Origin of the sequence: Lacticaseibacillus yichunensis, from assembly GCF_003946405.1 — a bacterium.
Taxonomy (GTDB): domain Bacteria; phylum Bacillota; class Bacilli; order Lactobacillales; family Lactobacillaceae; genus Lacticaseibacillus; species Lacticaseibacillus yichunensis.
On the sequence record NZ_RHOG01000020.1, the window covers coordinates 1 to 13,924 of the forward strand.

The 13,924-nt window shown below is 55.6% G+C and carries 9 protein-coding genes; 6 read left to right on the forward strand and 3 right to left on the reverse strand.

The window, feature by feature from the left end; all coding sequences use genetic code 11:
* Positions 1-420 (forward strand): transposase (locus tag EKM95_RS07045; RefSeq protein ID WP_164510119.1); only part of this gene is annotated, 420 nt, incomplete at its 5' end.
* Between the two features lie 349 nt (positions 421-769).
* Here EKM95_RS07045 and EKM95_RS07055 read toward each other — a convergent pair.
* Together EKM95_RS07055 and EKM95_RS07060 are read right to left on the reverse strand one after the other, a co-directional pair.
* Positions 770-3,544 (reverse strand): cation-translocating P-type ATPase, encoded by a 2,775-nt coding sequence (locus EKM95_RS07055; RefSeq protein ID WP_125697142.1) that lies wholly within the window; start codon positions 3,542-3,544, stop codon positions 770-772.
* Positions 3,545-3,982: 438 nt separating this feature from the next.
* Positions 3,983-5,413, reverse strand: coding sequence for an aldehyde dehydrogenase family protein (locus EKM95_RS07060; RefSeq protein ID WP_125697143.1), 1,431 nt, complete (start codon positions 5,411-5,413; stop codon positions 3,983-3,985).
* 504 nt (positions 5,414-5,917) lie between these two features.
* On the opposite strand from EKM95_RS07060, the gene cdaA reads away from it, so the two are divergent.
* The 4 genes from cdaA to glmS all read left to right on the forward strand — a co-directional run bounded on the left by cdaA (position 5,918) and on the right by glmS (position 11,280).
* A complete protein-coding gene (gene cdaA, locus EKM95_RS07065; protein ID WP_125697144.1) occupies positions 5,918-6,760 on the forward strand; it encodes a diadenylate cyclase CdaA in 843 nt (280 codons plus the stop codon).
* The gene (locus EKM95_RS07070) at positions 6,760-7,791 is read left to right on the forward strand and encodes a CdaR family protein (protein WP_125697145.1); all 1,032 of its coding nucleotides are present in this window, start codon (positions 6,760-6,762) and stop codon (positions 7,789-7,791) included. The genes cdaA and EKM95_RS07070 overlap by 1 nt, the downstream gene beginning before the upstream one ends.
* A gap of 24 nt (positions 7,792-7,815) precedes the next feature.
* Positions 7,816-9,177 carry a phosphoglucosamine mutase gene (gene glmM / locus EKM95_RS07075; RefSeq protein WP_125697146.1) on the forward strand — a complete coding sequence of 454 codons (1,362 nt, stop codon included), beginning with the start codon at positions 7,816-7,818 and terminating at the stop codon, positions 9,175-9,177.
* Positions 9,178-9,471: 294 nt separating this feature from the next.
* Complete coding sequence (gene glmS, locus EKM95_RS07080) at positions 9,472-11,280, forward strand: glutamine--fructose-6-phosphate transaminase (isomerizing) (protein WP_125697147.1); 1,809 nt, start codon at positions 9,472-9,474, stop codon at positions 11,278-11,280.
* 101 nt (positions 11,281-11,381) lie between these two features.
* Here glmS and EKM95_RS07085 read toward each other — a convergent pair whose 3' ends face one another.
* Positions 11,382-13,184, reverse strand: coding sequence for a M3 family oligoendopeptidase (locus tag EKM95_RS07085; RefSeq protein ID WP_125697148.1), 1,803 nt, complete (start codon positions 13,182-13,184; stop codon positions 11,382-11,384).
* Positions 13,185-13,300: 116 nt separating this feature from the next.
* On the opposite strand from EKM95_RS07085, the gene EKM95_RS07090 reads away from it, so the two are divergent.
* Complete coding sequence (locus EKM95_RS07090) at positions 13,301-13,747, forward strand: VanZ family protein (RefSeq protein ID WP_263852818.1); 447 nt, start codon at positions 13,301-13,303, stop codon at positions 13,745-13,747.
* Positions 13,748-13,924: the final 177 nt, after the last annotated feature.

Here is a 13,924-nt window from a genome sequence, read left to right on the forward strand (position 1 = left end):
CTCAAGAACAACTGGAAGACGCTACACAAGGCCAATCCTGACGCCAAGCACCGTCGTTATCGACCTGGGCTGAATGATTATCTGACAGATCAGGAAGTGGTCGATATTGGCACGAACGCCTTCCCAGCCTTAAAAGATGCCTACGAGACCTACATCAATATTCACGATGCACTACTGAACGGCGACACCGTGCGGCTTGATGAACTGATCAAGCACTACCGCGGGCACGGCGGACCAATGAGTGTCGCGCTCTCCACTCTGCGCAAGAATTTGCGCGGTGTCCTCAATGCAGCCAAGACCACCTATTCAAACGGACCGATCGAAGGCGTCAACCGCAAGATCAAGGAGCTCAAACGAGCGTGTTATGGTTTCGCCAATCAAGCCCGTATGTTCAAACGAATCTATCAATTGATTGCCTGACTATCCTCCTCGGTCATACCCCGAGGAGGAGTCTGCCCAAACCACCTCGGAGGTGCGGTTCTTGGCCTCTGATTTCGCTGCGCAGACTTTTGTGGTCGTCAAATGCTCAAGTGCGGAAGCCCGGAAGCCCCGAAGCCCCGAAGCCCGCAAGCCCCGAAGCCCTCTAAGCCCTCTAAGCCCTCTAAGCCCTCTAAGCCCTCTAAGCCCTCTAAGCCCTCTAAGCCCTCTAAGCCCTTAAGATAACAAAAAGCCCCCTCAAAAGAGGAGACCCATAAAAGCTTAAAACATAAAACCAACACCATTTGACAAATTTCCAAAAAAAGTCGCGGGCCACGGTCCGCGACGTCAATCAGTCATTGTTCTTGGCCATCCGGCGCACCAAGTATTTACGCAGCTCTTCGATCAGGAAGATCGGAATCGGGATGATAAAGAGGAAGAGCCAGTCCGCCGCGGTGATGGCGGTCGTGTTGAACAGGGTCTGAACGCCTGGGGTGTACGCGAGAAAGGCGAAGAGGGCGATCTCAAACAGAATGCCGAACCAGATGCGGTGGTTGGAGAAAATGCCAAACCGCATCACGGACACAGTCTTTGTCCGGCAATTCAGCGCGTTGGCGATCTGCGAAAAGACGATCGCCCCTAACACGAGGGTCGTCGCGCGGGCATAAACGGTGCCGCTGGCCGCAAGTGGCACGCTTGGCCAGCCGTTTTGCATGTTGACGAAGAAGTAGGCGCCGGTGGAAATCAAGCTGGCGATCAAGCCATACCAGGCAAAAGCGGTCCACAGCACGTGTTTGTTCATCAGATGGGCGGTGCGTTTGCGCGGGGGCTGGTGCATGATGCCGGGTTCCGCTTTTTCCGCGCCAAGCCCCAACGCCGGCAACATGTCTGTGCCAAGATCGACAGTCAGAATCTGCATGACGGTCATTGGCAGGGGAATGAGTCCGCGCGAGAACAGGAACAGAATCGATGGGAAGGCCTCTGGCATATTGGAGGTCAGGATGTACGTGAGAAATTTCTGGATGTTCGCATAGACGGTGCGGCCTTCTTCGATCGCGCTGACGATCGAGGCAAAATTATCATCGGTCAGGATCATATCGGCGGCGTCTTTTGCCACATCGGTCCCGGTGACCCCCATGGCGACGCCGATATCCGCTTTTTTCAGCGCAGGGGCATCGTTGACGCCATCTCCGGTGGAGGCGACAATCTCGCCATTTTTCTGCAAGGTCGAGACGATCTTGTATTTCTGTTCTGGGGCGACCCGGGCGAAAATGATCTCGCCCCGCAGCGCCGCTTGCAGCTCATCTTCAGACATTGCGTCGAGCTCGGTGCCGGTCACGACGCGGGCCTTGTCAGAGGTCAGGCCGATCTTCACTGCGATCGATTTAGCGGTCAGGGTCGAGTCGCCCGTGACCATGATGATCTTGATGTTGGCGTGGTGGCATTTTTCGATGGCGTCATAGATCTCGGGACGCGGCGGGTCGGCCATGATGGTCAGGCCAAGAAAGGTCAGGTCTTGTTCGGCGGTCTCGATGGTCAGCGCGTCCACTTGGGCGGCCTGATCCGCGGCGGCTGGAATCTCGCGGTAGGCGACGGCCAGACTGCGCAGGCCTTGCGCCGCATAATGGCGATTGGCGGCATCGATCGCGCGCCTGTCGTCATCGGTCAGCGGCCGAATTTTGCCATCATCTGCAATGGTGGTGCACTGGCTCAGCGTGTCACTCAGCGAGCCCTTCGCGCAGATCGACAAGGTGTGGGCGTCATGTTGATGCACAGTGGACATCCGCTTGCGTTCGGAGTCAAACGGGAATTCCTTCAGGCGCGGGGCAACCGCGACGGCCGCGGCCACGTCAAAGCCGGCTTTTTGCGCGACGATCACCAGCGCCGCTTCCGTCGGCGTTCCGAGTATCTTGGGTGTTCCGGCTTCGTCTTGTTCGACGGTGGTGTCGTTGTTCAAGGCCGCGACGGTGATCAATTTATTCAGATCCGGGTCGTCTCGATAGGTGATGACCTGACCGTCTTTTTTCACCTTGCCATTTGCGACATAGCCCTCGCCTGAAATGGTGAAGGTCTTGTCGCGGGTCCAGATGTGATTCACCGTCATCTGATTTTGCGTGAGCGTGCCAGTCTTATCGGAGCAGATCACTGTGGTCTCGCCAAGGGTCTCAACCGAATTGAGCTCCTTGACCAAGGCGTGTTTCTTCGCCATGCGCTGCACGCCTTGGGCCAGGCTAAGTGTGACCGTGGGCAACAGGCCTTCCGGAATGAAGGCGACGATCATGCCCAGCGCAAAAATGAAGGCTTTGGCCGCGGGATAGTGGACAAAGAAGATCGCGGCGATGAAAAAGGCGAGGCCGATGCCGATCGCGATCAGCGAGATCTGCTTGGTCAGCCGGTTAAGCTCACGCTGCAGGGGACTGGCAGATTTGGTCTGTTGCTGGGTGAGGCTGGCAATCTGGCCAAACTCGGTGTTCATGCCGGTGGCGATCGCGACGGCTTTCGCGGTGCCTGCGCCGATGCTGGTACCGGCATAGACTAGATTTGACTCGGCAAACTCGCCTTCGCCTGGATCGTATTTCACAAATTTTGATTCAGGCACCGATTCGCCAGTCAAGGCACTTTGGTCGACTTGGACCGAGGTCGCCTCAAGCAAACGGGCATCGACTGGAATCGCGTTGCCGGCCTGCAGTTCAAAGACGTCTCCGGGCACGATCTGGGTCGCATCGACTTGTTGGAGTTGGCCGTCGCGGTAGACTTGGGTGTAAGTCGGCAGCATCGCCATCAGCGAATCCGTGGCTTTTTTTGCTTGGAACTCCTGCCAAAAACTGAAACAGCCATTGATGATATTGACGAGCCAAATGGCGATGCCGAGTTCCGGTGTGCCAGTCAACATCGCGATGAGCCCAGAGACCCACAACAGAATCGCCATGAGACTGATGAAGTTCTTGAGAAAAATTTTCAATTGAGACTGTTGCTTTGCGCGGGTGATGCGATTGGGGCCATATTGGGTCAGGCGGGCCGTTGCCTCTGCAGACGACAGGCCCTCGACGCGACTTTTCAGCGTCTCAAGCACGTCTTCATTTGACGCGGCGGCAAAGCGCTCACGTTTTTGATCGGATGCAGCCATATTCTGATGTTCCTTCCTATAATTAAGAGGGCGGCAGTTGGTCGCTTCACCCATATTCTAACGCTTTGCTAGACGCTGAGACCATTTTCGGCTGCTTTGATGGGAAAAAGCCGGAAGTTCTCGCTGGCGTCTCATAACAATATTTGTTAAATAAAAAAGGAAGTGGGACAAATGTCGTTTTTGGGTCCGACAGGTAAGTGTTCCAAGCGCCAGGTCCGAACTTTGAACCAGGCGATTGGATATGAGCCCGTTAGACGCCTGCGTCTTACAGGCTCAATTGCGTAGCTCCTTAGCTGCTCGGGCCCCGGACATTTGGCCCACGACACTGCTGTAACATTAGTGCACCAAAAAGGACCCGGGACAAAACTTTTGCTTTGTCCTAGGCCACGATGTTTTGACGAATAAGCGGACGTGGAAGTCTCGTGACGCGACCCGCCGTTAATTTTCGTGAATCAGATCCCGCAGCTCGCCGATGAGGTCATTTGGGTGGCGCGTGGCGCGGGCGACTGTTTTGATGTTGAGCAGGTCCATCACAGTCAGGTTATGCGAGATCGAATTTTTGCCGTAAGAGCCCGTGCCCAGGGTGAGCGATGGGGTGAGCTTGTTGAAAAGCCCACCGATGCCGCCAAGACTGGCAGGCGTGTTGACGAGGATCCGGCAAGCGGGCATGGCTTCACCAAAGGCCGAAATCACGTCGTCGCTGGTGGTGTGCACGGCGGCAGTGTGGCCGAGTCCACCATGATCAAGCAGCGCGCGGCAAAGGGAAAAGGCGGATGCCTGGTCTGGCGCGACATAGCAGGCTAAAACTGGGCAGAGTTTTTCCCCGGATAGCGGGAAGTTGACGCCAATGCCATCGAGCTTTGCAATCAGCAGCTTGGTTCCCTTGGGGACGTGGAGACCGGCGGCGCGGGCGATCTTCTCCGCAGATTGGCCGGCGATCGGCCCGCGGACTGTGTGCCGCTGGGGATCGATGACCGCCTCACTGAGTTTGGCAACGTCTTGATCCGGCACAAAATAGGCGCCGCGCGCTTGAAACGCTGCTTTCACGCGGGGATAGATGCTGCGGTCAACGACGATGCTGTTTTCGCTGGCGCAGATCATGCTGTTGTCAAAAGATTTGCTGAGGACGATGTCGGTGGCTGCGGCGTCGATATCGGCCGAGGCCTCGATGTAAGCCGGCGCATTGCCAGGCCCAACCCCGAGCGCGGGCTTGCCGGTGGAATAGGCAGCCTTCACCATGCCGGGGCCCCCGGTGGCCAGTACCAGCGCGATCTGCGGGTCGTTCATCAACGTATTGGTGGCCTCGATGCTCGGAGTATGAATGTACTGAATCAGACCGGCCGGCGCCCCGGCTTTTTCAGCGGCCGTCTCAAGCAGGCGGCAGGTCGCAACGCCGCATTGTTGCGCCTGGGGATGCAAGCCAAAAATGATTGCGTTGCGTGTCTTCAATGACAGTAATGCTTTGAAGATCACCGTCGAGGTTGGGTTCGTGACTGGTGTGACGCCAGCGATAATGCCAAGCGGCTCGGCGTAGCGGGTCAATCCATTGGCCGGGTCATCATCGATCAGGCCAACTGTGCGGGTGTCTTTGATGTTGTTCCAAATGTATTGGCTGGCGTAGATATTCTTGATTGCCTTATCTTCGGCGACGCCCCGGCCGGTTTCCTTCCAGGCCAAAAATGCGAGGTCCTTTGCATGATTGATCGCTGTTTTGACGACGGCTTCGCAAACGGCGTCGACTTGCGCCTGGGTGAACTGCTGATAGGCGTTGAAGGCAACTTGTGCTTGGCGGACGAGAGACTCGATCTCAAGTTTGGGCTCGGGTTTTGCATTGGATTGCGGTTTTAACTGTGTAACTGTTGTTGCCATGATCTGCCATCTCCTTGGTTGTTCATCCTTATCGTAGCGAGCCAACAGCCACTTGTAAACACCATGAAAACGTGCTGTAACAGGTATACACATGACTTTTCAAGCCGTGACAGTTGGACTGAGAAACGCCGAGTCACCGGGAAGTCTGAAAAAGTATTCACGAACTTTTGCAATAAATGGCGGCGATTTCATTTTTTCTGTATTGAGACAGAAGTTTTTTTCAGTGGTGACAGTCGGCGAGGGAGTGAGGTGGCGGTTTGGCAATTGATGCGCGCGCCTGCCTGCCCATCCCGCGGGCCTCCGCACCCTTCAGTTGGGCTTCGGCCCGCATGACGGGGACATCTAACTGTCTCGTGCACTTGATGGCTGAGTGCGCCATCAAGCACCCGAGCCAAGTTAGTTGCCCCGTCATCCCGCGGGCCTCCGCACCCTTTCTCAGACCCGCGCGCCCCCGCCCCTTGCTCGTGGTATAATTAATTGCAAATCGGAAATGGAGGAGTTGACATGCAGACTTTTTTGTCTGGCTTGTTGCGCTGGTCCACGGTGGCCAACACGATCGATATCCTCGTGGTATGGTTTCTCGCTTATCGGTTGATCATGCTGGTGCGCGGGACGAAAGCGGTCCAGTTGTTCAAGGGCGTCTTTGTCGTTGCGGCGATCAAGATTGTTTCCTGGTATCTGCAACTGCGGACGCTGGGCTGGATCACGGATCTGATCATCACGTGGTCGGTGCCGGTCTTGGTCATCATTTTTCAACCGGAGATCCGGCGCGGGCTTGAGCATCTCGGCCGCGGCTCGATCATGCCATGGAACAAGCCTAATGAGCACGAGATCGAAGTGCGCCTCGTCAAGGAGTTGGACAAGGCGATTCAATATATGAGCCGACGTCGAATCGGTGCCTTGATCACCATTCAGCAAAAGACTGGGCTTGAGGATTACATCGAAACAGGGATTCCAATCGATGCCGATGTGTCTGGGGAGCTGTTGATCAACATCTTCATTCCCAACACCCCGTTGCACGATGGGGCGGTGATCATTCGGGATAATCGCATCGCAGTCGCAGCCGCCTATTTACCGCTGTCGGAAAGCAATCTGATTCCCAAAGAGCTTGGAACCCGGCATCGCGCCGCGGTCGGGATAAGTGAGGTGACCGACGCTTTGACAATCGTGATCTCAGAGGAGACCGGCGGCGTGACAATCACGACGAACAATAATTTGATTCGTGATCTGACGCGTGAAGATTATCTCAAGCTTTTGACTGCCCAATTGGTGCCTGCGGATGAAGCAAAGCAGAGCCGCTTTGCGGAAATTTTCGCCGGCCTCACGCATAAAGGGGGGTCGAAGTGATGCATTTTGATAAATTATGGGAAAGCAAATGGTTTTACCGCATCTTGGCGTTGCTTTTGGCGATCGGGTTATTTGCCTATGTCAATGCGGAAAATCTGAACAACACGCGGCAAAACCGCACCAACAACACAGCCATCACCGCCACGACCACCCGCACGTTGAAAGTCCCGCTTCAGCTGAACGCCAACACGGATAAGTATTTCATCACCGGGTATCCTGACAAGGTATCAGTTACGCTGTCAGGCAGTGCCAGCCTGGTCACGGTGACGGCCAACACGATGAATTTTCGCGTGATCGCGGAACTCGGTGGCCTTGGCGTTGGGACGCACACGGTGAAGCTCAAGGAAGACGGGCTGAACAAGGATCTGACCTACTCGATCAAACCGGAAACGGTGAAGATCAAGATTCAGGATCGCAAATCGCTGCAACTGCCGATTCAGGTCAAGTACAACAAGGACAGTCTCGCCCCGGATTATGAAGCGGGGACCCCGAGCCTGTCCACTGTCACAGCCGAGGCGACCGGCGGCAAGGGCGAGATCGACCGGATCTATCAAGTCGTCGCGAACATTGTGATGGCGCGCAACACGAAGGCCGATGTGTCGCAGCAAGTCTTGCTTCAGGCGCTGGATGAAAAAGGCAACACCGTCAATGTTGTGCTGTCGCCGGAAACGGTGACGGTGAAGTTGCCTGTCTCGCTGCCGAGCAAAAAAGTCCCAGTGACGCTGAAGCAGACAGGGACCGTTAACGACTCGCTCGTCTACGCGCTGACGACTAGCACCAAAAACGTGACGGTTTACGGTGCCAATGCCGTCCTCAACAAGATCGACTCGCTTGAAGTGCCAGTCGATGTTTCCGGAATCACCGAAAATACCACCAAAACGCTCGACTTGAGTGGGGTGGATACGAAGCTCAATAAAGTGTCGCCTGCGTCGCTCAAGGTGACGATCAGCGTCGCCAAGTCGGCTGCCAGCTCGAGTTCAAGCTCAAGCGCCGAGCGCGCCAGCAGTAGCTCCTCCTCCGATAATGACTGAGAAAAATGAAATGAGGCAAAGATCATGACAAAGTATTTTGGAACCGATGGTGTGCGCGGAATCGCGAATAAGGAATTGAGCCCGGAAATGGCTTTTCGCCTGGGCCGCTGCGGTGGGTATGTTCTGACCCAGCACACACAGGATCCAAATAAGCGCCCATTAGTCCTTGTCGCGCGGGATACCCGTGCGTCCGGCCAGATGTTAGCCGATGCGCTGATCTCCGGCCTGCTGTCGGTCGGCATCGAGGTATTGTCGCTTGGGGTGATCACGACCCCGGCCGTGGCCTATTTGATCAAGGTGCAAAGTGCCGATGCCGGCATTCAGATCTCTGCATCCCATAATCCGGCTGCCGACAACGGCATCAAGTTTTTCGGCCCGGATGGCTATAAGCTGTCTGATGAGACCGAAGAGGAAATTGAAGCGTTGCTGGACGCGCCGGAAGACACGCTCCCACGGCCAGCTGCAGAAGGCCTTGGCACCGTTTCGGAGTATCCGGAGGGGTCGCTGAAATACCTCCAGTTTTTGGAACAGACCATCAGCGATGATCTGTCAGGTATCCATGTGGCCGTCGATGCGGCAAACGGCGCGACCAGTGGCCTTGTCTCCCGCCTGTTTGCGGATGTTGAGACAAATTTTGACACCATGGCGACGCATCCGGATGGGCTGAACATCAACAAGAACGTTGGCTCGACGCATCCTGAGGCGCTTGCCAAACTGGTGGTGGACAAAGGCGCACAAGCTGGGTTGGCATTTGACGGCGATGGTGATCGCTGCATCGCGGTCGACGAGCTGGGCCAGATCGTTGATGGCGACAAGATCATGTATATCATCGCCGCGGACATGAAGCGCCAGGGCCGGCTCAAGCAGGATACGATCGTGACGACCGTAATGAGCAATCTCGGCTTGTACAAGGCCATGTCAGCGGCAGAAATGAAGTCCGTCCAGACCGCAGTCGGTGACCGTCACGTCTCCGATGAGATGCGCGCGCACGGCTACAATATCGGCGGCGAGCAGTCCGGCCATGTGATCTTGTTTGATTATCACAACACGGGCGATGGCATGCTGACAGGGCTTCAATTGCTAGCCATCATGAAGCGGACGGGTAAAAAATTGTCCGAGCTTGCGGCGCCGGTGCAGACCTACCCGCAAAAGTTGGTCAATGTTCCGGTGTCTGACAAAAACAATTGGCAGGCTTACCCCGCGATTCAAGACGCCATCGACGCCGTTGAAGCGGAGATGGGTGATGACGGGCGCGTTCTCGTGCGCCCAAGCGGGACCGAACCGTTGTTGCGCGTGATGGCCGAGGCGAAAACTGAGCCGCTGGTCAATACTTACGTGGATCGCATTGTGGCCGTTGTCGAGGAGCAGATGGGCGCAGCAGAATAACGGGTTGCCCGTTTTCGCGCCATGCTACGAGCTGTAGCTTGGCCAATTCGGCGCAGAAGCGTTGAGCGGTAGCGCACCAATCAGTTGATCGATAAGAGGAGATGCCCTTTCCGGAGACGGAGCGGGCATCTTTTTTTAAACCGACCTATACCAATATTGTTAAAAATACCTATATCAGTTTTAAAAAACGTTGACTTTATGTGACCACGGAAATACAGTAGACAATGTTAAATCAAAAACCAATACGAGATTTTTGCCTGTGCCAATCTCGTTAAAAGAAAAGGATGTTGTCTCATGTGTGGAATCGTCGGTGTGATCGGGCGCGAAGATGCGCCGCAAGTCTTACTGCAAGGACTGCAAAAACTGGAATATCGCGGCTATGACTCGGCCGGTATCTATACGGCCGGTGCCGGATCTGCGCGGTTGGTGAAGGCCGTGGGTAAGATCGCGGCGCTGACTGAGGCAATCGGCCCCGATGTGACAGGGACGATGGGCATCGGTCACACCCGGTGGGCCACAAATGGCAAGCCGACTGAAGCCAATGCGCACCCCCATGTTTCTGCGGACGGCCGTTTTTATCTGGTCCACAATGGCGTGATCACCAATTCGGCGGCGTTGCGCGCGACTTATTTGAGTGACGTCAGCTTCGCAAGCGAAACGGATACAGAGGTGGTCGTCCAGCTGATCGCCTTTTTTGCCAAAAGCGGGCTGACAGCGCATGCCGCGTTTGTCAAAACACTTCGCTTGCTGGAAGGCTCGTATGCATTTTGCCTGGCCGATCGCGATGATTCTGACGTGTTGTACGCCGCGAAAAATAAGAGCCCACTGCTGATCGGCAAGGGGGCCGGGTTCAACCTGGTCGCCTCCGATGCACTGGCCATGATCGAGCTGACGGACCAATTCCTTGAGCTCAATGATGGGGAAGTGGTGACGCTCACGGCTTCGCAGGTTCAGATCGAGAATTTGACGGGTCAACAGATCGAGCGTGCGCCGATCACCGTGACGATCGATGCGGCCGAGGCTGATAAGGGTCCCTATCCGTTTTACATGCTGAAGGAGATCAATGAGCAGCCAATCGTGATGCGGCGCCTGCTTGCAGCCTACACAAAGGCAGATGGGCAAGTTGAGATGCCTGCAGCGCTTTTGACGGCACTGGCGCAAGCGGATCGGCTGTATATCGTGGCGGCAGGGACCAGTTATCACGCTGGACTGATTGGCAAGCCGCTTTTTGAAAGTCTCGCGAATGTCCCCGTCGAAGTTCACTTGGCCAGCGAGTTTGGCTATCATTTGCCATTATTGTCTGCCCACCCGCTGTTTATTTTTCTCACGCAAAGTGGTGAGACGGCCGATATTCGCGAGGTGTTGGTCAAGGTGAAAAAAATGGGCGCGCCGACCCTGACGATCACCAATGTCGTGACTTCCACATTAGCCCGTGAGGCGGATCATGTGCTCGCGCTTCACGCCGGCCCTGAGATCGCGGTTGCCTCCACGAAGGCATACACGGCGCAGGTCGCGGTGGAGGCATTGTTGGCAAAAGCGCTCGGCGAGTTCAAAGGGACCGAGGCAGCCATCAAGTTTGAGGTGGCGCACTGGTTAAGCTTGGCCGCCGCCGGTCAGCATACTTTGATCGATCAGCAGGCCCGCATTCATGAGCTAGCCACCACGCTTTTTGCCGGCCAGGACCGCGCGTTTTATATCGGCCGCGGCAGTGATCATGCGGTGAGCCTTGAAGCGGCACTGAAGCTCAAGGAGATCTCGTATGTGCACGCGGAGGGATTTGCGGCAGGCGAGCTGAAGCATGGGACGATCGCGCTGATCGAGCCGGACACACCAACCGTTGCGTTTGTGACGGATCCATTGACGGCTGCTCGCACGCGCAGCAACGCCGAAGAGGTCGCGGCGCGCGGGGGCCACGTGGCAATCATTGCGACCAGTGACCTGGCTGAAGCAGGCGATGACCTGGTCGTCCCGGCGATCGAGCCACGCCTGACGCCCTTGATCGCGATCGTGGCGGGCCAGTTGCTGGCGTATTTTACCAGTTTGGATCGCGGGTATGACGTTGACCGGCCACGGAATTTAGCAAAATCGGTCACTGTGGAATAAGTTGATTGTCGGATTTTGAGCGAATGCGCACGCCGATCTATGGATAAAAAATCGCCACCGAGATTTTTGCCTCGGTGGCGATTTTATTTTGGGTCAATGGGTTATAGATAGCGTTGCGACAGGTCGATAAAGGTCTGCGCGTCTTTTGCGGCCAGGTCGATGCCTTGCTGCCAAAAGTCCGGTTTCGTGAGATCGACGCCGAGGTGTTTTTTCGCCAACGTTTCGGTGTCCATATTCGCGGTGTCCTTGAGTAGCGCGATATAATCATCTTCGAAATTGCTGCCGCTTTGCTGGGCCTTGGCGTAAATACCGCTGGAGAAGAGGTAGCCAAAGGTATAAGGAAAGTTGTAAAACGGCACATCGTCGATGAAAAAGTGGAGCTTATCAGCCCAGAACATCGGGTCGAAATCGGCCAGACCACCTGCATAGGCGGTCTCTTGCGCCTGCGTCATCAACGTACGCAGTTGGTCGACCGTGACGGTGCCTTGTTGCCGGGCATCATAGAAGCTGCGTTCAAAAAGATAACGCGCATGGATGTTCAGCAGCATGGCCAACGGATTGCTCATTTTGGCATCCAGCAAATTGAGCTTTTCTTCTGGGGAAGTGGCGGCTTTGACCGTGGCGTCCGCAACGATCAGCTCGGCAAATGTGGACGCTGTTTCTGCGACGTTCATGGCGTAATCCCGGCGCATGCTCGGCATGTCTTTGAGCAGGCTCGAGTGGAACGCGTGCCCCAGTTCATGCGCGATCGTGGAGACGCCCGCGGCTGAGCCGTCAAAAGTCATGAAGATCCGGGCCTCTTTGACATCCGGCACAGAGGTCATGTAACCGCCTGGCCGCTTGCCTGGCCGATCTTCGGCTTCGATCCACGCGTGGTCAAAAGCGTATTCCGCAAAATCGGCCATTTTCTGGGAGAACTTGGCGAAGTTTGCGATAATAAATTCAGCGGCCTCGTCGAACGTGTAGACCTTTGGCGTGTAGTCGCCGACCGTCACTGGCGCCCACTGATCATGCCAAGTCATTTGCGAGCGGCCCATCAGCTTGGCTTTTTGGTCGAGGTAGGCAACAAACGGCTTTTTATTTGCCGAAACAGTCGCCCACATTTGGTCGAGGGTGGCCTGGCTCATGCGATTGAGTTGCAATGGCTTGTGCATGTAGTCGGTGATGCCATGCAGGCGGTTATTCGTCAGACGAAAACCGGCCAGATGATTAAGCGTATCCGCAAATGGAGCAGCGTGCTGCGACCAGGTCGTTTCCCAGCTATCGAAAACAGTCTCACGGACTTTCGGGTCAGGGTCCGACTCAAAGCGATTTTGCGCCTGGCCAGCTGACAAAGAAAGCTGCTCGCCGTCGATGGTGACCGGAAAATGGAGATCGGCGCTCAATGTATCGTAGTGACTGCTCCAGCCATTGAAACCGTCCAGGGCAAGCTGGCTGATCATCGCCTCACTTTGATCGTCGAGTAACTCTTTGCCTTGGGTCCGCAGTTCGCGGAGGCCAAACGCGACAGTATCCAGCCCGGGCGTCGCAATGAGCGTTGAAAATGTCGCATCATCCAGCGAGGTCAGTTTTTTGATCAACGGCAGGGTGATTTGCTGCAACTGTGTGCCCAGCACCTGGACCTGGTTCAACACAACGCCGGCCTGCTGATTGCTGGTGTCGGCACTAAGGGACATATTTGCAAAAGTGGCGATCGTGGCCAGGCCATTTTCGACATCCTCTTGCAGGCTGAGAATCGCCTTGGCCTGTGAAAAATCATTGTCGCTTGCCGCGTCCCAGTTGTTAATAGCTTGCTTTAGGGTCGGCATCTTCGCTTCGCAATCTGCCATCCGGGCCTTCAGCTGTGGGGATGTGATGCCACCGGGAAAGATCGAATCGAGATTCCAGTTGATCGAATACTTCATATATTAAGCCTCCGTTTGCTATATATTAATGTCAGTATACGTGTGTGGTGCGCGTTAAGAAAGAGGGGCGTTCGTTGAAACGCAATGTTTGGTTATTCGTGGGAGGTGCTTTGTTGGTGGCGCTATTCGTCAGCTCGGCCATGACCTATCGCCAGCAGTCGCTGATTCCCTTGCTTGAAAAAACACTTGCCAATCAGCCATTTCGGTCGCAAATGACGGGTGTCGATTTTGATTACGCCGGGACCACGATCTCGATCGCGCATCTTGGATATTTCAATTTTATCGAATTTTTTATCCGCAAGGCGGCGCATGTCCTGACTTTCATGACACTGGCAGGGGTGATGATGATCGCGCTGCGAAAAAATATTCAGCCGCGGGGATTGCGGGCTGTTCTGATCGGCCTTTCTGCTTGTGGGGTGGCGGCGTTGGATGAGGCACATCAGATGCTGACAGGGGGCCGTTCGCCGCTTTTTCAGGACGTTCTACTGGATACTTGCGCCGCCTGTGTGGGCATTTTGATTGTGTTGCTGATGGCATGGCGGCGGCCGACGCGGTGGGCGTAGGGAATGTGAGCGCTTGGGTTTGTACCTTGCGATCAGCGTGGACGCCTTTGGCTAAGTGCGCCAGCCGCACCCAAGCCAGCCTAGCCGCTCAGACCTAGGCGCTCGGCTTCGCACCTTGTAACTGGGCTCCGCGCGGCAGGTCTGAGACATCTAGTCGGCCCGGTCACGTATGGCTAA